This window comes from Aeromonas jandaei, from assembly GCF_037890695.1.
Lineage (GTDB): Bacteria > Pseudomonadota > Gammaproteobacteria > Enterobacterales > Aeromonadaceae > Aeromonas > Aeromonas jandaei.
Genome location: NZ_CP149571.1, coordinates 1756807 through 1783098, shown reverse-complemented (window position 1 = coordinate 1783098; position 26292 = coordinate 1756807). Strand labels below are relative to the sequence as shown.

Sequence of the window (26292 nt, the reverse complement as noted above, 5' to 3'; positions counted from 1 at the left end):
GGGGCCATCAAGGCTCCCGATTGCCATCCACGGAGGAAAAATGCAGGACTTTATGGCTACCAGCGAACGCCGGGCCGAACTCTACTGGTGGTTCTCCACCCTGTTCGCCGCTGAACTCAGTGATGAGCAGATCGCCGAATATGACACCTATGATGTGCGAAGCTTCCTGAAAAGCCTCTCGACCCTGGATCCGATGCGCGAAGCCGTGGCCGAACTCAACGATGCCATCGCCCGCCTGCTGGTGCGCCCTGATCGCCAACAGGAACTCGCCGCCGACTTCGCAGGCCTGTTTCTGGTGGATCCCAAGCAGGGTGCCCTGCCCTACGAGTCACTCTACCGCGGCGAGGCCAAGCTGATGATGCAGGCTCCGATGGCCGAGATGCAGACCCGCCTCGATCGCCTCGGCATCAATGTCAGCGACAAATACAAAGAGCCTGCCGACCATCTCGCCATCGAGCTGGATCTGATGGGCAATCTCATCATCCGCGCGGCCGAAGCAAAGAGTGCAGCCGAGCGGGAAAACTGGCTCGACGAGCAGGAAGCGCTGCTGCACGACCATCTGCTGGGCTGGTTCGACAAGTTCGAGAGTGCCTGTCGCGCCGCCGACCAGTTTGGCTTTTACGGCGCCAGTGCCCGTCTGCTGGGGGTATTCCTCAACATGGATGCCAACTACCTGACTCTGGTCAAGCCGGCACCGTCCGCCGACTGAGCCCGAGATGAAAACAGCCCTGCTTCTGATTGCATGCTGGCTGCTGGCCCTGATCCCGCAGGATCAGGGCATTACCCCTCTCGTGGCCCTGCTGTTCAATCCAGATCGCGACCTCTACGGTACTGCCCAGCTCACCGGCTTCGCCGGTATCCTGCTGACCCTCTATCTTTCCAACCTCGGTGTCGAAGTTGTGCTGCGCCGCCGCTTCCAGATAGCCGGCATGCTGGCCCTGCTGGCAGCCTGGATTGACTTCATCCAGTGCAGCGGCAGCAGCGCCCACTGGCTGCAACTCTACGCGCTGGCCCTGCCCTTCCACCTGCTCGGCTGGCTGGTATTCGCACGCGGCATTCAGGCATTTGGCCGCCAGAAGGGATAAACCTTTTCCTTTCAATAACCTGCCTCTATTTCTGTAAATCCCCTTGCACGTTGTATGGCTGTAACTATCTCGCCTGGCTCCCCGTCAGAGAGTTCGTGCCATACTCAAAGACGATGTTAATGACAGATAAGTCAATGCCGGGGCCATCATGGACAGAAAACCTCTCAGCAACGATACCGATGCTCTCATGACACAGCTCTCCGATCATTCGGTGCTGGAGCAGCTCATGGGCACAGCCCCGCTGGGTATCGGCGTGTTCGATCGGGAGTTCCGCTATCGCAAGGTCAATCAGGTGCTGGCCGACATCAATGGCAAAACCATCGAGGAGCATCAGGGCAAACACCTGCGGGAGGTTGTTCCGAAACTGGCACCGACTCTGGAACCCATGTTTCAGCAGATCATGCGCAGCGGCATTCCATACGTCGATATCGCCATTACCGGCCAGACTGCAGCCCACGACAGCAACTATCGTCGCTGGCAGGCCACTTACAGTCCGATGCGCGATGAGCAAGGAGAGCTGAGCGGCATTCTCGCCATTGTGCGTGACATCACCGAGCAGTATGAAACCGAGCAGCGGCTGCAACTGGCGATGCGAGCAGCCCAGATAGGAGTGTGGGAGTGGCATGTAGAGGAAGATCGCATGCTGTTCGACGGTCAGATAGAGCCTCTGCTCGGTATTCCGGCCAACCGCTTTCGCGGGGGCTTGCAGACATTTGTCGACTGCTTTGAACCGGAATCTGCGCGCCAGCTCAAGTCGGCCCTGCTGGGGCGGGAGCCCATTCACCTCACACTGAGTTATCTCAACCCCCAGCAAGAGCGTCACTGGGTCGATATTCATGCCGACCATGTGCCTGCCACCGAGTCAGTCGGTCTGCGAGTTATGGGTGTGATCCACAATGCCACTGCCCGTCGTCGCCAGGAGGAGCGGCTTCATCAGGCCAACGTGGTGTTCGATACCACGGCTGAGGGGATCATCATCCTCGACAGCGAGCAGCGTATCATCTCGGTCAACCCGGCCTTTACCATGCTGACCCAGTATGATGCCGAGGAAGTGACGGGACGAACGCCAGACATCATCATGCACCCAAGGCGCTACATGGAGCATGACTATCCCTGGCATAACCTGCGTCCCGGCAACCACGCCTGGCATGGCGAGATGGTCTGCCTGCGCAAGGATGGCAGCTACTTCTCCTCCTGGCAGCAGATCAGCGCAGTCTACGACAGTTTCAACAACACGACGCATTATGTGATTGCCCTCTCCGACATCAGCGCTATCCGCAAGGTAGAGGCGGAACTGAACCACCTTGCCTATCACGATACGCTGACCGAACTTGGCAACCGCCATCTGTTGCAAGAGCGGCTGGCCCTTGAACTCAAAACAGCGCAACTCAATCACACTCGCCTCGGGCTGCTTTTCATCGATCTTGATGGCTTCAAGCTGATCAACGACAGCCTGGGCCATGGGGTCGGCGATCAACTGCTCAAACGGCTGGCCGAGCGGATCAATGGCTGCCTGCAGCAAAACGATCTGGCCACCCGGCTAGGAGGTGATGAGTTTCTGGTGCTCATTCCCTATCTGGAACATCCCGACGAGCTGTCTGCCCTGGCCAATACGCTGCTCGCCGTGCTGCGCGAGCCGGTAGAGCTGGACCATGAACTGGTCGCCATTTCAGCCAGTATCGGCATTGCCATGTATCCGGATCATGCCGAAACCCCGGAAAATCTGGTCAGCGCGGCAGATAGCGCCATGTATGAAGCCAAAAGCCAGGGGCGCAACGGTTATCAGTTTTACACCCCGAGCATGGCGGCGCGGGCCCGTGAACGGATGCAGATTGAACAGGGGTTGCTCAAGGCGATGGAGCTGGAACAGCTCTGTATCTTCTATCAACCGATGACCGATCTGAACGATGGTCACCTGAGTGGTCTGGAGGCCCTGCTACGCTGGCAACACCCGAATGAAGGGATGATCAACCCGGCCCGTTTTATTCCGGTTGCCGAGGAGTGCGGCCTCATCGAAAAAATTGGCGAGTGGGTGATGCGCCATGCCTGCGAGCAAGGCCAGGCTTGGCTGGCCGCCGGCCTGCCCGTCCCCCGGATGTCGGTCAACGTATCAGTGCGGGAGATGCGCTCTCCCGGCTATGTGGAGCGGGTAGCGGCCATTCTGAGCGAAACGGGATTTCCACCGGAACGGCTGGAGATCGAGGTGACGGAGAGCATTATCCAACGGGTCGAACAGAGTCTGGATCTCTTCACCCGTCTGAAAAGCCTCGGCGTGCAGATTGCCATCGACGACTTTGGTACAGGCTTCTCGTCACTGAGTTTGCTGAAAACCCTGCCCATCGATCGCATCAAGATCGATCGGGCTTTCGTACAGGCCTTGCCGGAGGACAAGAATAGCCGGGAACTCTGCCGCACCATCATCAATCTGGCCGACAGTCTGGATATGGAGGTCACCGCCGAGGGGATCGAGACGCGGGCCCAGTATACCTTCCTGCAATCACTCAACTGCGGCGAAGGACAGGGCTATCTGTTCAGCAAACCGCTGCACGTCAACCATATGGGAGATCACCTGCATCAGCGCATGCACTCTTAGTGGCAGACAGTCATTATCACCAACCGGGAGGCATCCGCCTCCTAGCTCCCAACCGGATTACCACTCAATCAGCAAGCGGGACTCCCAACCATCATCACGGTCATTGAGCATGCGTGTCAGCGGTGATTCGCCAGCATAACGGGGAGCAGGTTCACTGAAGGTGAGTCTGGTGCCGGGATCTTTGGCCTGCCATGCATGACCAAGCTGATCGGCCACCCGATCCCGCAGCGCAGGTGAAGCCTCCTGATGGGTGATCTCGAACTCTTTCAGAGGTTCGCCAGCAGGAACTGGCGCATCAAACTGCCACAGGGATGCACAGAGCAACAGGGAAAACATGACGGCCTCCAATTAATCAGCACGCCCCTTTTTACCGACGCGTTGATTAATTGTCATCGACTTCCCTGTAACCAAATATTGCCGTCTATCCAAAAGTCTAATTGCCCCCACCCGCCAAAGGTATAAGTTGTTACTTAATCATTAAAAGAATGTATTCAAAGGAGTGAGTGATGAGCGAGAGCAAGGTCTACCCGGTCAAACCCCATATCAGCAACAGCGCCCTGCTCGACAAGGGCGACTATGCCGCCATGTATCAGGCCTCCGTCGAGGATCCCGATACCTTCTGGGGTGAGCAGGGCAAAATCCTCGACTGGATAAAACCCTACACCAGGGTAAAAAACACCTCCTACGATCCGGGCCATGTCTCCATAAAGTGGTTTGAAGATGGCCAGCTCAACGTCTCAGCCAACTGCCTCGATCGCCACTTGGCAGAGCGTGGCGACAAGGTCGCTATCATCTGGGAAGGGGACAATCCGGCCGAAGATCGCAAACTCACCTACCGCGAGTTGCACACCGAAGTGTGCAAGTTTGCCAACGTCTTGAAAGCCCAAGGGGTGCATCGCGGTGACGTGGTCTGCCTCTATATGCCCATGGTGCCCGAGGCCGCCATCGCCATGCTGGCCTGCACCCGCATCGGCGCGGTACACAGCATCGTCTTTGGCGGCTTCTCGCCGGAAGCGCTGGCCGGCCGCATCATCGACTCCGGTTCTCGCATCGTCATCACCGCTGACGAAGGGCTGCGCGGTGGTCGCGCCGTACCGCTCAAGAAGAATGTGGACGAAGCGCTCACCAACCCGGATACCCAGGTCAGCAAGGTGATCGTGCTCAAGCGCACCGGTGGCAATGTTGCCTGGCACAACCATCGCGATGTGTGGTGGCACGAAGCGACCGCCGTCGTCAGCAGCGACTGCCCGCCGGAGGCGATGAACGCAGAAGATCCGCTCTTTATCCTCTATACCTCCGGCTCAACCGGCAAACCAAAGGGGGTGCTGCATACCACCGGCGGTTATCTGGTCTATGCCACCCTCACCTTCAAATATGTGTTCGACTACCACGAAGAGGACATCTACTGGTGTACCGCCGATGTGGGCTGGGTCACCGGTCACTCCTATCTGGTCTACGGGCCGCTTGCCAACGGTGCCACCACCATCATGTTCGAAGGGGTGCCCAACTACCCGGCCACCAACCGCATGAGCCAGGTGGTGGACAAACACCAGGTCACCATTCTCTATACCGCTCCCACCGCCATCCGCGCCCTGATGGCCAAAGGCACCGAAGCCGTGACCGGCACCTCGCGCCAGAGCCTGCGCATCATGGGCTCGGTAGGTGAGCCCATCAACCCGGAAGCCTGGGAGTGGTACTACCGCACCATAGGCGATGAGCGCTGCCCCATCGTCGATACCTGGTGGCAGACCGAAACCGGCGGCATCCTGATCACCCCGCTACCCGGTGTGACCGACCTCAAGCCGGGTTCCGCCACCAAGCCGTTCTTCGGCGTACAGCCGGCGCTGCTCGACAATATGGGTGAGCCGCTGGAGGGGGCCACCGAGGGCAATCTGGTGATCACCGACTCCTGGCCGGGCCAGATGCGCACCGTGTTCGGTGATCACGAGCGCTTCGAGCAGACCTACTTCTCCACCTTCCCCGGCCGCTACTTCACTGGCGACGGTGCCCGTCGCGATGCCGATGGCTACTACTGGATCACCGGACGGGTGGATGATGTACTGAACGTCTCCGGCCACCGCATGGGTACCGCCGAAATCGAATCGGCGCTGGTGGCCCATCCCAAGATCGCCGAAGCGGCGGTGGTTGGGGTGCCGCACGAGATCAAGGGTCAGGGTATATATGCCTACGTCACCCTGATTGCCGGCGAAGAACCGAGCCGCGAGCTGCATAAAGAGGTGAAGGAGTGGGTACGCAAGGAGATCGGAGCCATCGCTACCCCGGATGTGATCCACTGGGCCGAAGGACTGCCGAAAACCCGTTCCGGCAAGATCATGCGGCGAATCCTGCGCAAGATCGCCACCGGCGAAACCGACAGTCTGGGGGATATCTCCACCCTGGCGGATCCGGGAGTGGTGGACAAGCTGATCCGCGAGAAGTCGGAAGCGGCCTGATCCCTCTGCCAACTCACTTGCAAAGCCGGCCTTGTGCCGGCTTTGTTGTTTTCGGGACGGTGCAAACAGCCTGCGTTACCGGAACCTCGCTCCCAGGGCGAGAGAGCTCAATAAATAGGCAGATGTAGAGATTAGACCAGTAAAATGCTGCTAATTTTCACGAAATCAATATAATTGCGAAATCTGTGTGCCAGGGCACACCGATTTGCGCAGAAAATGGCTAGATTTCTGGTAGTCCACAAGATAGCTGATAGATAGCAGCATTATCATCGAGGATGTACTCAATATGTCGCAAAATCACCGCATTCTCCTGCTCAACGGACCGAATCTGAATCTGCTGGGCAAGCGGGAACCGGGTATCTACGGCAGCAAGACGCTTGATGAGATCGTCGCCGATCTGACGCTCAACGCCAGCGAACTCGGTGTAACTCTGGAACATCTGCAATCCAACGCCGAACACGAATTGATCAGCCGCATCCATCAGGCCATGGGCCAGGTGGATTTTATCATCATCAATCCGGCCGCCTTCACCCACACCAGCGTCGCCATCCGCGATGCACTGCTGGGTGTCGCCATCCCCTTTATCGAAGTGCACCTGTCAAACGTCCATGCCAGGGAGCCGTTCCGTCATCACTCCTATCTGTCTGATGTCGCCAAAGGGGTCATTTGTGGTCTGGGGGCCGATGGCTACCAATTCGCTTTAACCGCGGCCGTGCGCCATCTGCGCGCGGCTTGATAATCACTGATCAGATAAAGAAGAAAGAGAATGCTAATGGATATCCGCAAAATCAAGAAGCTGATTGAACTGGTTGAAGAGTCCGGCATCGCCGAACTGGAGATCTCCGAAGGTGAAGAGTCCGTTCGCATCAGCCGCAACTTCGCAGGTCAGGTTACTGCCGCACCGCAGATGATCATGCCGCAGGCTGCTGCTCCGGTTGCCGCCCCTGTTGCTGCTGCTCCGGCTGCCGCCGCACCGGCCGCAGATGCCACCCCGAGCGGTCACCTGATGCGCTCCCCGATGGTTGGCTCCTTCTACCGCTCCTCCAGCCCGGATGCCAAGCCGTTCGTTGAAGTGGGTCAGCAAGTCAATGTCGGCGATACCCTGTGCATCGTCGAAGCCATGAAAATGATGAACCAAATCGAATCTGACAAGGCCGGCGTGATCAAAGCGATCCTGGTTGAAAATGGTCAGGCCGTCGAATTCGACGAGCCGCTGTTCATCATCGAATAAGGGATATCGCCACCCATGTTGGATAAAGTAGTCATCGCCAACCGCGGTGAAATTGCCCTGCGGATCCTGCGCGCCTGTAAAGAGCTCGGGATCAAGACAGTGGCCGTTCACTCCACCGCCGACCGGGAGCTCATCCATGTGCTGCTGGCCGACGAATCCATCTGTATCGGCAAGCCGGCCAGTACCGACTCCTACCTCAACGTGCCGGCGATCATCGCTGCTGCCGAGGTAACCGGTGCCGTTGCCATCCACCCGGGTTACGGCTTCCTCTCCGAGAACGCTGACTTCGCCGACATGGTCGAGAAGTCCGGTTTCGTCTTCATCGGCCCGCGCGCCGAGACCATTCGCCTGATGGGTGACAAGGTCTCCGCCATCGAGGCGATGAAGAAGGCTGGCGTACCTTGCGTACCGGGCTCTGACGGCCCCGTCGACAACGACGCCAAACGCAATGCTGCCATTGCCAAGCGCATCGGCTATCCGGTGATCATCAAGGCCGCCGGTGGCGGTGGTGGTCGCGGCATGCGCGTAGTGCGCAACGAAGCGGAACTGGCGGGCGCCATCGCGCTGACCAAATCCGAAGCGGGCCAGTTCTTCAAGAACGACATGGTCTACATGGAGAAGTACCTGGAGAATCCGCGCCACATCGAGATCCAGGTGCTGGCTGACGGTCAGGGCAATGCCATCTATCTGGGCGAGCGCGACTGCTCCATGCAGCGACGTCACCAGAAAGTGGTGGAAGAGGCGCCGGCTCCGGGCATCACCGCCGAGATGCGCAAGTTCATCGGCGAGCGCTGCGTACGCGCCTGTATCGAGATCGGTTACCGCGGTGCGGGCACCTTCGAGTTCCTCTACGAAAACGGCGAGTTCTACTTCATCGAGATGAACACCCGTATTCAGGTGGAGCATCCGGTTACCGAGATGGTCACTGGTGTCGATCTGATCAAGGAGCAGCTGCGCATCGCCGCTGGCCAGCCCCTGTCGATCACCCAGCAGGATATCCGCATCCATGGCCACGCCATCGAGTGCCGGATCAACGCCGAAGACCCGGCTACTTTCATGCCCTCTCCGGGCCTGATCAAGAGTTTCCACGTTCCGGGTGGTCTGGGCGTGCGTTGGGACTCCCACATCTATGCCGGTTACAAGGTTCCGCCCCACTACGATTCGATGATCGGCAAGCTGATCTGCTACGGCGAGAATCGTGACATCGCCATCGCCCGCATGCGCCATGCGCTGGACGAACTGGTGGTCGAGGGCATCAAGACCAACGTGCCGCTGCAAAAAGAGATCATGAAAGACGAAAACTTCCAGCACGGTGGTACCAATATCCACTACCTGCACAAGAAGCTGGGTCTGTAAGATCTCGCAGGCAGAACAATCACTTCCGGCCGGATAGCAGCCCGCTGCTTATCCGCAATCCAGCCGGGAGGCGGCTTTGCAAGAAGCCTCTGCTGAAAAAGGGCCATGGCGACATGGCCCTTTTTTGTTATCCTTGCGCCCCTCAAATTTGTCGGAGGCCAAGGTGAACCGTTTCGCTCTCGCCCGCCGGGAAGCCGCTTTTTGTCTGCTGCTGACCCTGCTCTACTTCTTTGCCTGGTATGGCACCGCCTATTTCATCCCAGTCCATCTGGAGCTGTGGGACATCCCGCTCTGGTTCCTGCTCAGCTGCATGGTGATGCCGCTCATCTTCATCATCCTCTGCGCCCTGATGGTCAATCGCCTCTTCGTGGATATCCCGCTCGATACCCACGCCAGCCCGCAAAAGGAGCCCACCCGTGAATCTTGAGTTGATGCTGCCGCTCTTCATCTATCTGGTGCTGGTACTGGGGGTCGGTTTCTGGGCCAGCCGCCACCGCGCCGGCGGCAACTTCGTGCAGGAGTACTTCATCGGCAACCGCAGCATGGGTGGGCTGGTGCTGGCGATGACACTGGTGGCGACCTACACCTCGGCCTCCTCTTTCATCGGCGGGCCGGGAGCCGCCTACAAGATTGGTCTGGGCTGGGTGTTGCTGGCGATGATCCAGCTGCCCACCGTCTGGCTGACCCTGGGGGTACTGGGCAAGAAGTTCGCCATCATCGCCCGTCGGGTCAATGCGGTGACCATCAACGACATGCTGTGGGCCCGCTACCGGAGCAAGGCGGTGGTGGTGCTGGGTTCAGTCACCATCATCCTCGCCTTTATCGCGACTATGGTGGTGCAGTTTATCGGCGGTGCCCGCCTGCTGGAGACCGCCACCGGCCTCTCCTACCAGCAGGGGCTGATGCTGTTTGCCAGCTGCGTGCTGCTCTACACCATCATCGGCGGTTTTCGCGCCGTGGTGATGACAGATGCCCTGCAGGGAATCATCATGCTGATCGGCACCGGCGCGTTGCTGGCGGGGATTCTGGTCGCCGGTGACGGCCTGCCAAACCTTATCCACCAGCTCAAGGTGATCGATCCCAAGCTGGTGAGCCCGCAGGGGGCCGGCGACATGTTGACCCAGCCCTTCATGCTGAGCTTCTGGATCCTGGTCTGTGTCGGGGTGGTAGGGCTGCCCCACTCGGCGCTGCGCTGCTTTGGCTATCGCGACAGCAAGGCGCTCCATCGCGGCATTCTGATCGGTACTGTGGTGAGCGCCCTGCTGATGTTCGGCATGCATCTGGCCGGCGCTCTGGGGCGCGCCATCCTGCCCGGCATGGACAGTCCGGACAAAATCATGCCCTCCCTGATGATGGAAGTGCTGCCTCCCTGGCTGGCCGGGGTCTTTCTGGCAGCGCCGATGGCGGCCATCATGTCTACCATCGACTCCCAGCTGATCCAGGCCTCCGCCACTCTGGTGAAGGATCTCTACCTCAACTATCTCAATCCGAAACAGGAGAAGCTGGAGGTGCGCATTCCGCGCCTCTCCCTGCTCTGTACCCTGATCCTCGGCACCCTGGTGCTGCTCGCGGCACTGCAGCCGCCCGAGATGATCATCTGGCTCAACCTGCTCGCCTTCGGTGGCTTGCAGGCTGTATTCCTCTGGCCGCTGGTGCTTGGCCTCTACTGGTCGCGGGCCAACGGCCCCGGTGCACTGGCCAGCATGGTCAGCGGCATCGTCAGCTACGGGGTTCTGAGTCAGTGGGAGATCAAGCTGGCCGGTCTGCACGCCATTGTGCCGAGCCTCGCGCTGGCACTGGTGATTTTCGTGGTGGTCAGCCTGTTCACCGCAGCCCCCACGCGGGAAGTTCGGGCCCTTTTCGAGTAGCAATAACAAAAAGATAAATAAAGGGTTCCAAAACTATCCCCAAATGGGTGGTTTCCGGTTAAACTGTGCGCCAAGTCACAAAAGATTGCCGCAGTATGCCCGTTAAAGCCACTCGACAACTGATTACCCACTCCCTGCAGCGGCTCGGTTATGCCTTGCTGCTGCCGGTCTCCATCCTGCCGATGGCGGCCCTCATCTATCGGCTGGGGCAGCCGGATGTACTGGATCTGGCGGTACTCTCCCTCACCGGGCAGGCGATCTTCAGCCAAATGCCGCTCATCTATGCGGTGGCCATCGCCTTTGGTCTGAGCCGGCAAGAGCTGGGCGGGCAAACGCTGGCGGGAGCGGTCAACTTTCTGCTGCTCAGCACGGCGTTCAACACGCTGGCACCCAACCTGCACGCCGATATGATCTGCGGTCTGCTGGCGGGGCTCACCACCGCGATTGTCTACCCCTGGGTGCATCAGCAAAAGCTGCCCGGCTGGCTACAGATGGCCAGAGGGGAGTTTCCCAGCGTGCTGGCTTCGGCACTGGTCTGCCTGCTGCTCGCGGTTCCCCTCTCGCTACTCTGGCCACCGCTGGAGCGCGGCTTGACCCTGCTCACCTCGGATCTGCTCACCACCCCCTTCGGCGCCTTCTGTTTTGGCACCCTCAACCGCCTGCTCATTCCGCTCGGCCTGCATCAGGTGCTGGGCAGCGTGGTGGGGCTTGGCGAGAGCAACCTGCAGGCACTGGCTGCCGCCCAGCCGTTGCACGAGGGGTATATGGCTGGCCTCTACCCCATCATCATGTTCGGCCTGCCGGGCGCCTGCTTCGCCATCTGGCTGCACCGCCAGCGGATGCAACGGCTGCCACAGGGGGGTTTACTGCTTACTCTGGCGCTCACCTCGGCGCTGGTGGGGATCACCGAACCCATCGAATTTCTGTTCGCCTTCACCGCCCCCTGGCTGTTTCTGGCTCACGCCCTGATGACGGGGCTCTCGCTCGCCGTTTGCAGTGCGCTCGGCATCAAGGTGGGCAGCTACTTCTCCGCGGGTCTGCTGGATCTGGTATTGAGCTATCAGGCGGGGGAGCACAGTTTCTGGATCATTCCGGTCGGTATCCTGTTCTTCGTCGCCTACACCCTGCTCTTTTATCAGCTGCTGGAGCGCGCGCCCCTCAGCATGCCGAGCAAGCCCATCGCCAAGGAGCACCCGCGCCTTGCGAGCGTGGTGCCCACCGACCCGCAGATGCTGGCGATCCAGTACCTCAAGGTGCTGGGCGGTATGGACAACCTGCAGGCAATGAGCGTCTGTCTGACTCGTCTCAGCCTGCGAGTGCGCGACATCAGCCGGGTCGATCAATCCCGCTTGCTGGAGCTGGGCTGCCTCTCCTGGATCGTGCTCAATGACCACCAGCTGGTGCTGGTGCTGGGCCCCAGCGCAGGGCTTATCGAGGGGCAGATCCGCATGCTGGCGGAGCGCCAGTCGGTGCCGCTCGGTCTCAAGCCCAATCAGGAGTCGGCCAGCCAGAGCAGCTGGTGACAACTCAGGCAAATGGCAGCCGTTCGGCCACAAAGTCCATCAGGGTTCGCAAGGCGGGAGCAAGATGCTCCCGGCTCGGATAGATGAGATAGAAGGGATTGGGCGGCACGGCGAGCTCCGGCAGCACCTTCTGCAATCGGCCACTCGCCAGATCCCCCTCGCAGACATGATGGGGCAGCAAGGCAATCCCCCCTTCGTTGATCGCCAACTCCCGCAGCGCCAGCAGGCTGTTGCTGATGCAGGCTCCCAGCGGCCGCCAGCCTCCCTCCTGCAGCGGCCAGAGCGGCAGCGCCGAGTGCACCAGACAGGCGTATCGTCCCAGATCGCTCAATTGCTGCGGCATGCCGTGGGCCGCCAGATAGGCGGGTGCCGCCACCAGATGGCGCGGCACCTGACCGATACGCCGACAGATGAGGCTGGAGTCTTTCAGCGGCGCCGCCCGCAGCGCCAGATCATAACCCTCGCCCACCAGATCAAGCTGCTCATCGCTCAGGGTCAGCTCCAGTACCACCTCGGGGTAAAGCGCACGAAACTCGGCCAGGATCCGGCCAAGCAGCAGGGTACCGGTCGCCTCGGGGGCGGTGATCCGCACCCGACCTGCCGGGGCCGAGCGCAACCTTGCCATCGCCAGATTGGCGCTGCGAGCCAGCGTCAGCAGCCCCTGACAATGCTCCACATAGACCTCCCCCTGCGGGGTCAGGCTCAACCTGCGGGTGGTGCGCTGCAGCAGCCGCACGCCGAGCTGAGCTTCGAGTCGCGAGATCTTCTGGCTTACCGACGATTTCGGCATCCCCATCAGCTCGGCCGCCCGGGTAAAGCTCCCCTGCTCCACCACGGTGGCAAACAGTCCCATCAACTCCAGATCGACATTGTTCATATATTCAAACAGTCTTTACCAATTACCCATCTTAATCAGGATAATTAACCAGACTAGAGTGAGTGGCAATCCCGAACACACCGATTTGAAAGGAACAACCATGAAAGCCATTGCCCTGACTCACTATCTGCCGAGCGACCATCCCGACTGCTTTATCGCTGCCGAGCTGCCCGACCCCACACCGGGCCCGCGTGACCTGCTGGTGCGGGTCAACGCTACCTCCATCAATCCGGTCGACACCAAGGTGCGCGCCCCCAAAGCCAAGGTCGAAAACAGTCCGCGCGTGCTGGGTTGGGATGCGGTCGGTGAAGTGATCGCCACCGGCAGCGAAGTCACCCTGTTCAAAACGGGCGACCGGGTCTGGTATGCCGGCGACATCAGCCGCCCCGGCAGCAACAGCGCCCTGCAACTGGTGGATGAGCGCATCGCCGCCATAGCCCCCACCTGTCTGAGCGACGTGGAGGCAGCCGCCCTGCCGCTGACCGCCATCACCGCCTGGGAGACCCTGTTCGACCGCTTTGGCCTCACCCGCGAGAGCCGTGGCAAGCTGCTGATCATCGGCGGAGCTGGCGGAGTTGGCTCCATCGCCATCCAGCTGGCTCGCCAGCTCACGGGTATGGAGGTGATTGCTACCGCTTCCCGCCCCGAAACCCGTGAGTGGTGCCTCGAGATGGGTGCTCATCAGGTCGTGAACCATCACAAGCTGCAGGAGGAGTTGACCGCCCTTGGCATTACTCAGGTCGATGCCATCTTCTGCACCAATGCCACCGCCGAGCACTGGGCCACCATGGCAGGGCTGATCCGCCCGTTTGGCCATATCTGCACCATCGCCGAGTCCAAAGAGCCCTGGGATCTCTCCCTGCTCAAGAGCAAGAGCGTGACCTTCAGCCAGGAGTTCATGTTCACCCGATCCCTGTTCCAGACCCCGGACATGATCGAGCAGCACAAGCTGCTGACACAGGTTGCCACTCTGGTTGAGCAGGGCGTACTGAAGAGCACCCTGACCAAAACCCTGCCGGCCCTGACCCCGACCTCACTGGCACAGGCCCATGCCGAGGTAGAGGCAGGCCGCATGGTGGGCAAGCTGGTGATCGACATGAGCGGCTTCTCCCGCTAATCCCTTATGGGTAATTGCTGCACCATCATGGTGTGAACTCACCAGAGCCACGCCCCAACAGTGGACGCAGCAACCAGAGAGCCAGACAGTCACCACGCAGAACCTCCATAAAAACCCCATAAAAGAGGGCCATCCCACCGGGATGGCCCTAAATACCTGAACATTGGGGTAACAATCACACACATATCCTTCAGCAGGACATCAGGCTTTTGCAGCTGGCGTGCCAACTATGCCGGTTGCCTTGCAACTTCCCATCTTTGAGCCAAAAAAATGCCACCTGACGGTGGCAGTGAAAAATGACGGAACTTGAGCAAAGCGTTCGGCGAAAACCGGTCATCTTCGCCGCTACAGAGCAATACAGAAACCGTGCCAATTCGGCAAAGCCTCCTCATGACACCGCCATCGCCCGCTCCGTACGGGCAAACCACGACAGCACACGCCCATGATGATAGAATCGCGCGGTTTCACATTTATGAAGAGTCGACGCCATGCCCTGGATACAAATTCGAATCAACGCCACTGCCAAGACCGCAGACAAGGTGAGCAACATGCTGCTGGGGCGTGGTGCCCAGGCGGTGACCTTTATGGATGCCAAGGATGTGCCAGTCTATGAACCCATGCCAGGTGAAACCCCGCTCTGGGGCGAGACCGAGGTAATGGGTCTGTTCGATGCCGAAACCGATCCGGCCCCCACCATCGCCTTCTTCCAGCAGATCTTCGGCGAAAACGTCGGCTACAAGGTCGAGCAGCTGGAAGACAAGGATTGGGTGCGCGAATGGATGGATCACTTCCACCCCATGCAGTTTGGTGAACGCCTCTGGATCTGCCCGAGCTGGCGCGATGTGCCGAACCCCGATGCGGTCAACGTCATGCTGGATCCGGGTCTGGCCTTCGGTACCGGTACCCACCCCACCACCGCTCTCTGCCTGCAGTGGCTGGACGGGCTGGATCTGGCCGGTAAAACCGTGGTCGACTTTGGCTGCGGCTCCGGCATCCTCGGCATCGCCGCCCTGAAACTGGGTGCCGCCCGCGTCATCGGTATCGACATCGACCCGCAGGCGATTCAGGCCAGCCGCGACAACGCCGCACGCAACGGCGTCGCCGACCAGATTGAGCTCTATCTGCCAGCCGACCAGCCGCAAGATGTCGAAGCGGATGTGGTGGTCGCCAACATCCTGGCCGGCCCGCTGCGCGAACTGGCACCGCTGATCGCCGGCCACGGCAAAGCGGGCAGCCTGATGGCCCTCTCCGGCGTGCTGGAAAGTCAGGCTCCGGAGCTGGAAACCATCTACGGCCAGTGGTTCGAGATGAACCCGACCGCCGTCAAGGAGGAGTGGTGCCGCCTCTCCGGCCGCAAGCACGGTTAAGCGCGGTCAGCTTTGACGCCAACCCATACAATCAGGGCTCCCGTTCGGGGGCCCTGATTGTTTTGGCCTACCGAACCCACCGCCGTTGATACTCACTGTTGATACGAAGAGGTTTGAAGGCGATATGGCACTTCTCGAACACTCCCATTCGAAGGCACTACTCACCCAGTTTCCGTTAAGATGGATCCCCAACTACACGCTATCGAGAGGGATTTCTTATGCGGATTGCCATTCTGGATGACTATCAGGATCAGGTGCGTCACCTCCCCTGCTTTGCGCTGCTGGCAGCTCATGACGTCATCATTCTCAACCAGAGCGAACCCGATCCGGTGCGACTTGCAGCCAAGCTGGCTGATGTGGAGGCACTGGTGCTGATCCGCGAGCGCACCCGCATCGACGAACAACTTCTGATGCAGCTCTCCTCCCTTAAACTCATCAGCCAGACCGGCAAAGTCAGCCAACATATCGCTCCCGCTTTATGCCAACGCTATGGGGTAACCATTGCCGAAGGCATCGGCAGCCCGGTAGCACCTGCCGAGCTCTGCTGGGCACTCATCATGACTGCCTCGCGCCATATTCCCGCTTACAGTCACGCTCTGAGCCAAGGCCAATGGCAACAGTCCGGAGATCTGGGTCTGGGCCGTACCCTGCAAGGGTTAACCTTGGGTATTTGGGGCTATGGCAAGATAGGCCAGCGGATCGCCCGCTACGGCAAGGCATTTGACATGTCGGTATTGATATGGGGCAGTGAAGCTTCGCGCAAGCAGGCCGAACTGGATGGCTATGCCAGCGCCTCCAGCAAGGAGGCGTTTTTTAGTCAGGCCGATATCCTCTCACTGCATCTGCGCCTGAGCGAGGCTACCCGCGGCTGTGTTAACCGGGCCGATCTCGCCCTGATGAAAGCGGACTCCCTGCTGGTCAATACCAGCCGGGCCGAGCTTATCGAACCGGGCGCTCTTCATGCCGAACTCAGTAGCCATCCTGAGAAGCGGGCCGCACTCGATGTCTTTGACACCGAACCGGCCACACAGGAAAACGAGCCCTTGCTGCGCCTGCCAAATGTACTGGCGACGCCTCATCTGGGCTATGTGGAACAAAACAGCTACGAACTCTACTTTCGCGTGGCATTCGAGAATGTGCTGGCCTTTGCCGAAGGCAGACCCGCCAATCCGGTTCTGCCCATATCGGGCGGGTGATCACGTTACTTCTGCCGTATTGGCGCCAATATCCAACCTTTCGGCAGATAAAGGAAAGTAACCGCCATGAACGAATATCAGAAGATGATCAGCAGCCAGCCCTATAACTGCATAGACCCGGAATTGATGGCGATACGGCGCGAGGCGGCGGCACGCTACCGCCGTTTCAATCGGGCAGAGGAAGAGGATGCACAGCGGGCGCTGTTGCAGGAGCTGGTCGGCGAGCTGGCAGAGGGAGCCTTTATCTGTCCGCCCCTCTACTGCACCTATGGCCGCCACATCTACCTTGGCAAAAACAGCTACATCAACATGGGTGCCACCCTGCTGGACAACGCCCCCATCCGTATCGGGGCCGAGGTGATGATCGGGCCAAACGTGCAGATCTATACAGCAGCCCACTCACTCGAGGCCGATGAGCGGGTGCAAGGGGTCGAGACGGCGCTGCCCATCACCATAGAAGACCGGGTCTGGATCGGTGGTGGGGCCATCCTGCTGCCCGGGGTCACCATAGGACGGGAGGCAATTGTCGGGGCCGGAGCCGTGGTCACCAAGGATGTGCCGGCAGGCGCCAGAGTGGCGGGCAATCCAGCCAGGATCATGCCAGCCAAGAGAGTGGAACGAGCCAGCTGACGCATCACTGCAACCATGCGCTGCCCGTGCCAGCGAACACATAACCCCATAAAAAATAAAGCCCAATGTCACGAAGACGTTGGGCTGTTTAAAAAGGTGCTACGGAATTGCGACTCTCATCGCAGAAAAATTAGAAGGAGTGCCCTTCTAAACTGGCAAGAGGGGTATTAATAGATGCGAAAACGTTTTACATAGCGAAATACACCAGGATTGAGAGGCGTATCTCACTATTTAAATAATTACCTGCTACGCCCCGCCGACCCCCTTGGAGCCGTTTATTTTCTCCTGCCACTCTGGTTACTATTCACGGTTAAACAAAAAGCCCCTGCACTGAGGGGCTTTCTCTTTTGGACTATTTACCGAGCAACCTAGAAGTGGCGGACAAACTGCTCGATAGGCAGTTCACGCAGCTTGCGCGCTTCCAGCATGGGGGTGCCGAGGTAGAGGAAGCCCACCAGCTGATCTTCTGCCGCCAGTCCCAGCCCCTTGTTGATCTGCTCGTCGAAGATAAACCAGCCGGAGCGCCAGATGCCGTTGAAACCCTGCGCCTGCGCCGCCATCTGCATCGCCATCACGGCGCAACCGGCAGAGAGCTCCTGCTCCAGCTTCGGCACCTTGGGGTGCTCCTGATAACGGGTTGCCACCGCGATGACCAGCGGTGCCCGCAGCGGCGCCTCGCTGCACTTCTTGATGCTCTCTTCATCCTCGCCACGAGCACGGGCCGCCTCGGCCAACAGCTTGCCCAGCCGCTCGCGGCCTTCCCCTTCAAACAGAATGAACTGCCAGGGAGTCAGGGTGCCGTGATCCGGCGCGCGCAGCCCCGCCTTCAAAATATTGTCGAGCACCTCGCCAGCAGGAGCGGGATCGGCGAGACGGCCACAGGAGTGGCGGTTGAGCAGCAGGGTGAGGGCATCCATGGGCAATTCCTTCTTGGGCAATGATGGCGCTACCTTAGCACAGCGCCGAATGAAGAAAACCCCTGATGCTCAGGGGTTTATCTCCTTCATGATGGCGGGGAGAGATTAGATGACCGCCGCCAGTTCGGCGCCCTGTCTGATCGCCCGCTTGGCATCCAGTTCGGCAGCCACATCGGCACCGCCGATGATGTGTACCGGCTTGCCAGCGGCCTGCAGACCAGCATGCAGCTCCTTGAGCGGCTCCTGTCCGGCGCAGATGATCACCTGATCCACCGGCAGACACTGCTGCTTGTCACCCACCTGAATATGAAGCCCGTCGTCATCGATGCGCAGGTACTGCACACCGGAGAGCATCTGCACCTTGCGGTTCTTGAGCACGGTGCGGTGGATCCAGCCGGTGGTCTTGCCAAGACCGTCACCCACCTTGCTCTCCTTGCGCTGGAGCAGCCAGATCTGGCGCTCGGGCTCATCGATTTCAGGGGAGGTGAGGCCACCGCGCTCGCCGAGATGCTTGTCGATGCCCCACTCCTTGAGCCAGTGATCACGGTGCCCCTCGGCATCCATCTCCACCTTCTTCTCGACCAGATACTCAGCAACATCAAAGCCGATGCCGCCGGCGCCGATCACCGCCACCTTCTGGCCGACTGGCTTGTGATCCCGCAATACATCGAGGTAGTTCAATACCTTGGGATGCTCGATCCCCGGAATATTGGGAGTACGCGGGCGGATACCAGTGGCGAGGATCACCTCGTCAAAACCGCCGCCGAGCAGGCTTTCGGCACTCTGGCGCTGGCCCAGATATAGCTCGACGCCGCACTTCTCCAGCCGCTTGGCGAAATAGCGCAGGGTTTCGTGAAACTCCTCCTTGCCCGGGATCTGCTTGGCGAAGTTGAACTGGCCGCCAATCTCGCTCGCCTGATCGAACAGGCTCACCTGATGGCCGCGCTCGGCAGCGTAGCAGGCAAAGGCCAGCCCGGCGGGGCCCGCTCCCACCACCGCCAGCTTCTTGGGCTGGGGCACGCGGCCAAAGGTCAGTTCGGTCTCGAAACAGGCACGGGGATTGACCAGACAGGAGGCGCGCTTCTGCTTGAACACATGGTCGAGGCAAGCCTGATTGCAGGCGATGCAGGTGTTGATCTCGTCCGCCCGGTTCTCGGCCGCCTTGATGACAAATTCGGGATCCGCCAGGAAGGGGCGCGCCATGGAGACCATGTCCGCCTCGCCGCCTGCCAGAATGCGCTCGGCCACCTCGGGAGTGTTGATCCGGTTGGTGGTGATAAGCGGTACCTTGAGGTGCTTTTTCAGCTCGGCGGTCACCCAGCTGAAAGCGCCGCGCGGCACGCTGGTGGCGATGGTGGGAATGCGCGCCTCGTGCCAGCCGATGCCGGTATTGATGAGGGTCACCCCCACCGCTTCCAGCGCTTTGCCAAGGGCAATCACCTCTTCCAGAGTCGACCCCTGCTCCACCAGATCCAGCATGGAGAGGCGGAAGATAATGATGAAGTCAGTGCCAACCCGCTCGCGGATAGCGCGGACAATCTCCACCGGGAAGCGCATCCGCTTCTCGAAGCTGCCACCCCAGCCATCGCTGCGCTGGTTGGTGCGCTCGCAGATGAACTGGTTGATGAGATAGCCTTCCGAACCCATCACCTCGACGCCATCATAACCGGCCGCCTTGGCCAGTGCTGCGGTGGCAGCGAAGTCGCGGATGGTGCCGCGGATCTGCCGCTCGCTCATGGCGCGCGGCTTGAAGGGGGAGATGGGCGCCTTGAGGGAGCTTGGCGCCAGACTGAACGGATGGTAGGCGTAGCGGCCCGCATGAAGGATCTGCAGCGCTATCTTGCCCCCCTCCTTATGCACGGCACTGGTCACCTTCTTGTGCTTGCTTACCTGCCAGGGAAAGCTCAGCTGGGAGCCGTGAGGCACCAGCCGTCCACGCAGGTTGGGGGCGATGCCGCCGGTGACGATAAGGCCGACGCCGCCACGGGCACGCTCGGCATAGAAGGCGGCCAGCTTGTCAAAACCGCCCTTCTCCTCTTCAAGGCCGGTATGCATGGAACCCATCAAGACGCGGTTGCGCAGCTGGGTGAAGCCGAGATCGAGCGGGGTCAGCAGGGTTGGGTAACGACTCACGACGCCTCCAGTTAATTTTTTGTTATCAAACTGCAACTAGAGTAAAGAATCGAAAATGCTTTTTCAAACAATTGTTTGGATGATTTTTCAGCGAACAGCCGTGCCCTGAACGAAGTTAAGCGGTAACTCTTTGCAGGAAATGGCAATTGAAGGGCCAACTGGTTAATAATGAGCCCTCTTTAACCCATTAACAGGGCGATAACTCGACTATGTCTATCTTCAAAGGTCTGGGTTGGCTGTTCCGCACGCTGTGGCGCCTGCTCAATTTCACCCGGCTGATGCTGGTCAATCTGCTGTTTCTCGCACTGGTGCTGGTCATCGTCTACAGCGTTGGCCAGAAAGAGGCTCCGGAGACGCCCATCGAAGGCGCTCTGACCCTCAACCTCAACGGCGTGCTGGTGGAACAGCGCAGCACGACCGATCCCACCTCGCAGCTGCTGCGCCAGATGGACAACAGCGACGAGCAGCCGAGCGAGATCCTCCTCTCCGACCTGCTGTGGGCCATTCGCAGCGCCAAGGATGACGATCGCATCAAGGCGCTGGTGATCAAGCCCCAGGGGCTGCAGGGCACCAGCTTCTCCAAGCTGCAGGAGGTGACTGCCGCCATCGACGAGTTCAAGGAGAGCGGCAAACCGGTTATCGCCATGGCCGACTTCTACAGCCAGGGCCAATACCTGCTGGCCGCCCATGCCGATCACGTGCTGCTCAACCAGAGCGGCGCCGTGGTGATCGAGGGGCTCGGCGTCTACCAGACCTACTTCAAGTCGGCGCTGGAGAAGCTCAACATCACCCCGCATGTGTTCAAGGTCGGCACCTACAAATCCTTCGTCGAGCCCTATACCCGCGACGAGATGTCCCCCGAGAGCAAGGAGGCGAACCAGCGCTGGCTGGATCAGCTGTGGCAATCCTATGTGGCCGATGTAGCCGAGCAGCGCGAAATCGAACCGGACGCCGTGGCACCGGGCAAGGATCGCTTCCTCGAGCTGCTGCGCAAGGCCGGTGGCAACGCCGCCAACTACGCCCTCGACAACGGGCTGGTGGATCAGCTGGCGACCCGCGACGAGATGACCCAGGCGGTCATCAAGGAAGTGGGCGAGAGCGACGACCACGGTTGGAAAGGGGTTGGCCTGAAAGAGTATCTGGCCGCCATCCCGGATCAGTATCCCCAGAGCGGCAAGGATGAAGTGGGTCTGGTGGTCGCCAGCGGCGCCATCATGGATGGCGTCCAGCCTGCCGGCACCATCGGCGGCGATACCCTCTCCGACCTGCTGGCCGATGCTCGCCGCGATGACAAGGTGAAAGCCGTGGTACTGCGGGTCGACAGCCCGGGCGGCAGCGCCTTCGCCGCCGAGCAGATCCGCGCCGAGCTGCTGGCCCTGAAACAGGCGGGCAAGCCGGTAGTCGTCTCCATGGGCAGCTACGCCGCCTCCGGTGGCTACTGGATCTCTGCCGATGCGGACAAGATCTTTGCCTCCCCGACCACCCTCACCGGCTCCATCGGGGTATTCGGCATGTTCGCCACCATCGACAAGGCGCTCTCCCAGTACGGCGTGCACACCGACGGCGTCGGCACCACCGATTATGTCGGCGTCGGCCTGACCCGCGCCCTGCCAGAGCACGTCGGGCAGGCGATTCAACTGAGCGTTGAGGATACCTACCAGCGCTTCGTCGGTCTGGTGAGCAAGGGCCGCGGCCTGAGCCCGGAAGAGGCGGAGAAAGCGGCTGAAGGTCGGGTCTGGACTGGCGAGGATGCCAAGGAGCTCGGTCTGGTGGATGAGTTCGGCAACCTCAATGACGCCATCAAGGCCGCCGCAGATCTGGCCAACCTCAAGGAGTGGCAGGTGACCCCCATCGAGCAGGAGGAGTCCACCAAGGACAAGTTCCTGCGCCAGCTGTTTGACAGCAGCGCCCGCGTGCTCGCCCCGCAGCTGCAGAGCTGGCTGCCGGCCGGCTTTGGCAAGGCGCTGAGCGAGGTGAACCGCACTCTCGACCCGCTCACCCGCTTCAACGACCCGCAAGGCACCTACGCCTTCTGCCCGGTCTGCGTGCCATAAGATGCAGCAAACGAAGCAATAAAAAACGGCGACCATCTGGTCGCCGTTTTCTTTGCCTGCCTTGCCAGTGCGCTTGGCGCTGGCAGAGCGTTCAATCAGGGATTGAGACGGGTCGGCAGGCCGGTACGCTGCTCCAGCACCTGCTTGACCACGTTGGAGTCAGACTCGGCGTGGGCGATGAAGCGGGTGATGGCCGGGGTCATCGGGAGCGGCACGGAGGCGGTGGAGTTGAACTCCTCCTCGTTGCGCGACAGCGGCTCGTGCACTTCCATGTAGCGACCGCCATCCGGCTCGACCGAGGTCTTGACCGGCTGGTTGACGAACTGGACGCGGGTACCGACCGGCACATTGTCGAACAGATACTTGATGTCGTCGGCGCGCAGACGCACGCAACCGCTGCTCACCCGCAGACCGATGCCGAAGCTGGCGTTGGTGCCGTGGATGGCATAGAGGTTGCCGATGTATAGGGCGTGCAGACCCATGGGGTTATCCGGGCCAGCCGGCCATACCGCCGGCAGGGTCACGCCTTGGGCGGCATAACGGCGACGAATGTTCTCGGTCGGGGTCCAGGTCGGGTTGGCGCGCTTGCGCTCTACCTTGGTGATCCAGTTCTCCGGGGTGTTGACCCCCAGCTGGCCGATGCCGATGGGCAGCACTTCCACCACGTTCTTGCCTTTCGGGTAGTAGTAGAGGCGCATCTCGGCGACGTTGATGACGATCCCTTCGCGGGGGGCGTTGGGCAGGATCAGCTGATGGGGGATGATCAGGGTGCTACCCGCCTTCGGCAGATAGGGATCAACGCCCGGGTTGGCTTCCATGATGTTGGTGAGACCCAGCTGGAAGTCAGCGGCGATCTGCTCCAGCGGACGGTTGTCCGCGGGCACCACGTATTCCTGGTTCTCGCCGATCAGGCGGCTGTTGGCCGCAGGCAGAGTGTATTCAACGGCAGCGGCCTGCTGGCTGACCAGGGCAAGTGTGCAAAAAAGCGCCGAAGCGGCAGTGCGAAGGGGATTCATAAAATTCCTGTGTGGTTTCCTGTACCAAATGGGCCGGAGGCCGTCTCATCCTCGGTCTGCCGGTGGCGGGTAAACCTGCACCACGGCGCCAATAACCGAGCGCGCATTCTTTCCCGAGTCGGCCAAAATTTCAACTTCCATATGTTGCTTTTCTTGTTAAAAGTGGCCGTTTTCAGTGTGACACTTATCAACAGGGCAAAAGCTACACTAGCAAGTTGCAGCTGAGAGAGATGGATAGCACCGCCCCCCTGTCAGCAGACTACCCTCTCCCCCGTCAACCAAGATGCTGCGCCACCTTGTGTCACGGTTACAGCAGTGGCCAAAACGTTTTTCACATCCGGGGGAGATAGACCAATGTTGACGGAGGCTCTTTATTTGCATGAAAAGGGATAAAACAGCACTTGGACCACCAGCCAGTGCTGGCTACAGCCATAAAAAAACCGCTCCAAAGAGCGGTTAATGGCGCCACCAGGCAACCATAAAAGGGACTACAGGTAGTTGTCATTGGAATTACTGGACGGCCGCCTCCCCCACGCCACTCTGCTCCTTGAGGAAGCTGATCCAGGGGGATGCCCGCCCGCTGACGTTGCCATTCTGAGCCGCTTGGGTGAAGGCGTTGAGGGCCTCCTTGGGCTTTTGTTGCTCAAAATAGGCGACTCCGGTCAGGAACTTCAGATCCGCACGCTGTTCACCATTGGCATTGGCCGCAGGCTTTGCGGCCAGCTCTACCAGATCCTGATAGCGCTTGCTCTGGATCATCATTCGCGCCATTTTCAGCTGTAATTCGGCATTCGGGACCAGCTGATAGGATTTGGCCAGGGTGTCGATGGCCGGATCCAGCTCCTTGGCCTGATGCCAATAGTTGGCCAGGGTTTTGTAGTTGCTTGCGCTCTGCTCAATCACCCCATCCTTCATCCCTTTCTCCATCACCCGCGCTGCGCGATGGGGAATGCCGCTGAAGGCGAGATAGTTGGCCAGACGCTGCAATTCGGCCGGTTCGGTCAGCATGCCAAGGCTATAGGCTGCCTCCAGTACCGCCAGCGCCTTGCTATCGTTGCCTGCCTGCATATGCATGGCCGAGAGCTGGGTCCAGTACTTCTTCTGCTGCGGGTGCATGTCGACCAGGATGGTCAGCACCTCGGTCGCCTGTTTGTACTGTTTCAGTTCGTAGTGGGCCGCCATCTTCAGCAGATACCAGGACTCCGGCGCTTTGCCCGCCGAAAGCTTGATCGCCTGATCCACCGCCGGAATGGCCTCACGGTACTGCTTGAGCTGCACGTGGGCGTTGGCCAGGGTGATATAGGCGTGGGAGTTGGGCTTGTCATCTTTGCCCTGGTTGGCAAACCACTCCCTCATGGTCTTTATCGACCCCTGGAAGTTGCCCTCCGCCATATAAAGCTGGGCCAGGTTGTAGCGCACCTGCTGGGCCACCGGTGGCGGCAGACCGCCTGTCGCGATGGCATCGGCAAAGTACTTGGTCGCCTGGCCATATTTCTCCTGCTGGGCGGCCACGAAACCGAGAGTCTGCAATATGACCCCCTTGTCGTAGACCCTATCACCCACGCTGGATAGCGCCTCCTGCAATCGGGCATTAGCCAGACCGTATTGTTTGTCAGTGATCAGCTCCTGCGCCTTGTTGACCGCCCGATAAGCCCGATCCGACAGGGCCGGCTGCTCGGCGGCCCAGCTGGCGGTGCTAAGCAGCACCGCCATGGCGACCGGGGCGAGGATCATCTTGTGTAACTTGTTCATCGCCACCTTCCTTAGTTGACCGCGAACTCGATCTCTTGCTGCATGCGGCTCTCTTGCGGTTTGCCATCTGCCATAGCGGGCTTGAACGTCCACTTGGCGATGGTTTTGCGCGCCTCTTTGCCAAGGTCATAGCTGCGTGGCTCTTCCTTGACGATCCGTACGTTGCTGACGGTGCCGCGCTCGGTGACGGTAAACTCCACCAGCACCTTGCCGGAGGCCAGCCCCGCCAGAGCCGCCTTGCGGGGCATCATGGGCTCGAAGGTTGCCAGCGGAATGGCACCGTTGTTGCCACCGATCCCGCCACCGCCGCCACCGGTGCTGTAGGCACCGAGGGCGTTGCCGCCACCAATGTTGACCGGAATGTCGAGCTTGGGCATATCCATGGGAGAGCTCTCCATCTGCGGCCGATCCGTGCTGGCCACCTCCATCTCGGGAGGGGGCGGTGGACGGTTCGGCGGCGGCGGTTTCGGCAGCTCCCGTTGCTTCTCTTGCAGGGTCTCCTGGGGCTTGATGCGAATAAAATCGGTCATGGCGACGTCATCCTTCTCCACCAGCTCCCGGTGATCCGGTGTGATCAGCTTGTTCATTCCCAGAAACAGAAAGAACACCACCACACAGGAGACCGCCAACGATATCAGGTATCTCATAGGTCTCTCTCCAGCATCAGCTGCTCTTGCTGGCAGCGATGGAGATGTTCTGGACACCGGCCATACGGATCTGATCCATGACCTGCACCACCAGACCGGAACGGGATTCGGTATCGGCCTGGATCACCACAGCGCTCTCCGGGTTTTCGGCCCGCAGCCGCTCGATGTTGGCACGTACCGCCCCCACTTCGACGATGCGCTTGTCGACCCAGACCTGACCGTTTTCGCGTACCGCGACCATGATATTGCCCTTCTTCACCGTCTCGGCCGTGCTGGCACTGGGACGGTTGATCTCGACACCGGACTCCTTGACGAAGGAGGTGGTGACGATGAAGAAGATCAGCATGATGAACACTATGTCCAGCATGGGGGTCAAATCGATAGCCGCCTCGTCGGCACCGCTGTCGCTGTAACGTTTTCTCATAGCAGAAACTCCTTGCTTGTTCTGTGCCCCCGGCAGGCCATGCCTCACCGGGG

General features: G+C 60.1%; 23 protein-coding genes. 15 read left to right on the top strand and 8 right to left on the bottom strand.

Translation table 11 applies throughout. The annotated features are described in order from the left end of the window. The first annotated feature begins 40 nt into the window (after positions 1-40). From torD to WE862_RS08720, 3 genes are all read left to right on the top strand, one after another. Positions 41-709, top strand: a complete 669-nt coding sequence (torD, locus tag WE862_RS08730; RefSeq protein WP_042032178.1) for a molecular chaperone TorD — start codon at positions 41-43, stop codon at positions 707-709. A gap of 7 nt (positions 710-716) precedes the next feature. Next, complete coding sequence (locus WE862_RS08725; RefSeq protein WP_042032179.1) at positions 717-1085, top strand: hypothetical protein; 369 nt, start codon at positions 717-719, stop codon at positions 1083-1085. A 187-nt stretch (positions 1086-1272) separates the two neighbouring features. Beyond that, positions 1273-3678 (top strand): sensor domain-containing protein, encoded by a 2406-nt coding sequence (locus WE862_RS08720; protein WP_404801012.1) that lies wholly within the window; start codon positions 1273-1275, stop codon positions 3676-3678. Positions 3679-3735: 57 nt separating this feature from the next. On the opposite strand, the gene WE862_RS08715 is transcribed toward WE862_RS08720, so the two are convergent. Further along, positions 3736-4014 carry a hypothetical protein gene (locus WE862_RS08715; protein ID WP_042032181.1) on the bottom strand — a complete coding sequence of 93 codons (279 nt, stop codon included), beginning with the start codon at positions 4012-4014 and terminating at the stop codon, positions 3736-3738. 170 nt (positions 4015-4184) lie between these two features. On the opposite strand from WE862_RS08715, the gene acs reads away from it, so the two are divergent. The 7 genes from acs to WE862_RS08680 all read left to right on the top strand — a co-directional run bounded on the left by acs (position 4185) and on the right by WE862_RS08680 (position 12109). Further along, on the top strand, positions 4185-6131 hold the full coding sequence (gene acs, locus WE862_RS08710; protein WP_042032182.1) for an acetate--CoA ligase: 1947 nt from the start codon (positions 4185-4187) through the stop codon (positions 6129-6131). A 286-nt stretch (positions 6132-6417) separates the two neighbouring features. Continuing rightward, positions 6418-6867 carry a type II 3-dehydroquinate dehydratase gene (aroQ, locus tag WE862_RS08705; protein ID WP_041207949.1) on the top strand — a complete coding sequence of 150 codons (450 nt, stop codon included), beginning with the start codon at positions 6418-6420 and terminating at the stop codon, positions 6865-6867. Positions 6868-6903: 36 nt separating this feature from the next. Further along, a complete protein-coding gene (gene accB / locus WE862_RS08700) occupies positions 6904-7362 on the top strand; it encodes an acetyl-CoA carboxylase biotin carboxyl carrier protein (protein ID WP_042032183.1) in 459 nt (152 codons plus the stop codon). 15 nt (positions 7363-7377) lie between these two features. Next, the gene (accC, locus tag WE862_RS08695) at positions 7378-8718 is read left to right on the top strand and encodes an acetyl-CoA carboxylase biotin carboxylase subunit (protein WP_033114123.1); all 1341 of its coding nucleotides are present in this window, start codon (positions 7378-7380) and stop codon (positions 8716-8718) included. Positions 8719-8881: 163 nt separating this feature from the next. Beyond that, positions 8882-9145, top strand: coding sequence for a YhdT family protein (locus WE862_RS08690; protein WP_043850098.1), 264 nt, complete (start codon positions 8882-8884; stop codon positions 9143-9145). Continuing rightward, a complete protein-coding gene (gene panF / locus WE862_RS08685; RefSeq protein ID WP_104015589.1) occupies positions 9135-10586 on the top strand; it encodes a sodium/pantothenate symporter in 1452 nt (483 codons plus the stop codon). Before WE862_RS08690 ends, panF begins: the two co-directional genes overlap by 11 nt. A gap of 95 nt (positions 10587-10681) precedes the next feature. After that, entirely contained in the window at positions 10682-12109 is a 1428-nt protein-coding gene (locus WE862_RS08680) for a PTS transporter subunit EIIC (RefSeq protein ID WP_041207944.1), read from the top strand. A gap of 4 nt (positions 12110-12113) precedes the next feature. Here the strand turns inward: WE862_RS08680 and WE862_RS08675 are convergent, their stop codons facing one another. Next, positions 12114-12986, bottom strand: coding sequence for a LysR family transcriptional regulator (locus WE862_RS08675; RefSeq protein ID WP_042031671.1), 873 nt, complete (start codon positions 12984-12986; stop codon positions 12114-12116). A gap of 100 nt (positions 12987-13086) precedes the next feature. On the opposite strand from WE862_RS08675, the gene WE862_RS08670 reads away from it, so the two are divergent. From WE862_RS08670 to WE862_RS08655, 4 genes are all read left to right on the top strand, one after another. Then, positions 13087-14103: a zinc-binding alcohol dehydrogenase family protein gene (locus tag WE862_RS08670; protein ID WP_042031672.1), complete on the top strand. Its 1017-nt coding sequence runs from the start codon at positions 13087-13089 to the stop codon at positions 14101-14103. A 488-nt stretch (positions 14104-14591) separates the two neighbouring features. Then, positions 14592-15470: a 50S ribosomal protein L11 methyltransferase gene (prmA, locus tag WE862_RS08665; RefSeq protein WP_339058731.1), complete on the top strand. Its 879-nt coding sequence runs from the start codon at positions 14592-14594 to the stop codon at positions 15468-15470. Positions 15471-15688: 218 nt separating this feature from the next. Then, a complete protein-coding gene (locus WE862_RS08660; RefSeq protein WP_042031674.1) occupies positions 15689-16666 on the top strand; it encodes a D-2-hydroxyacid dehydrogenase family protein in 978 nt (325 codons plus the stop codon). A 66-nt stretch (positions 16667-16732) separates the two neighbouring features. After that, the gene (locus WE862_RS08655) at positions 16733-17296 is read left to right on the top strand and encodes a sugar O-acetyltransferase (RefSeq protein WP_042031675.1); all 564 of its coding nucleotides are present in this window, start codon (positions 16733-16735) and stop codon (positions 17294-17296) included. Between the two features lie 368 nt (positions 17297-17664). Here WE862_RS08655 and WE862_RS08650 read toward each other — a convergent pair whose 3' ends face one another. Both WE862_RS08650 and WE862_RS08645 read right to left on the bottom strand, forming a co-directional pair. Then, the gene (locus WE862_RS08650; protein WP_033114114.1) at positions 17665-18213 is read right to left on the bottom strand and encodes an NAD(P)H nitroreductase; all 549 of its coding nucleotides are present in this window, start codon (positions 18211-18213) and stop codon (positions 17665-17667) included. Positions 18214-18318: 105 nt separating this feature from the next. Beyond that, entirely contained in the window at positions 18319-20346 is a 2028-nt protein-coding gene (locus WE862_RS08645) for an FAD-dependent oxidoreductase (RefSeq protein WP_042031676.1), read from the bottom strand. A gap of 209 nt (positions 20347-20555) precedes the next feature. On the opposite strand from WE862_RS08645, the gene sppA reads away from it, so the two are divergent. Further along, on the top strand, positions 20556-22400 hold the full coding sequence (gene sppA / locus WE862_RS08640; RefSeq protein ID WP_042031677.1) for a signal peptide peptidase SppA: 1845 nt from the start codon (positions 20556-20558) through the stop codon (positions 22398-22400). Positions 22401-22495: 95 nt separating this feature from the next. On the opposite strand, the gene WE862_RS08635 is transcribed toward sppA, so the two are convergent. The 4 genes from WE862_RS08635 to WE862_RS08620 form a co-directional block, all read right to left on the bottom strand. Next, positions 22496-23416 carry a L,D-transpeptidase family protein gene (locus WE862_RS08635; protein ID WP_042031678.1) on the bottom strand — a complete coding sequence of 307 codons (921 nt, stop codon included), beginning with the start codon at positions 23414-23416 and terminating at the stop codon, positions 22496-22498. A gap of 510 nt (positions 23417-23926) precedes the next feature. After that, positions 23927-25168 carry a tetratricopeptide repeat protein gene (locus WE862_RS08630; protein ID WP_042031679.1) on the bottom strand — a complete coding sequence of 414 codons (1242 nt, stop codon included), beginning with the start codon at positions 25166-25168 and terminating at the stop codon, positions 23927-23929. Between the two features lie 11 nt (positions 25169-25179). Beyond that, positions 25180-25815, bottom strand: coding sequence for an energy transducer TonB (locus WE862_RS08625; protein ID WP_042031680.1), 636 nt, complete (start codon positions 25813-25815; stop codon positions 25180-25182). Positions 25816-25831: 16 nt separating this feature from the next. Next, a complete protein-coding gene (locus WE862_RS08620) occupies positions 25832-26239 on the bottom strand; it encodes an ExbD/TolR family protein (protein ID WP_033137735.1) in 408 nt (135 codons plus the stop codon). Between the last annotated feature and the right edge of the window lie 53 nt (positions 26240-26292).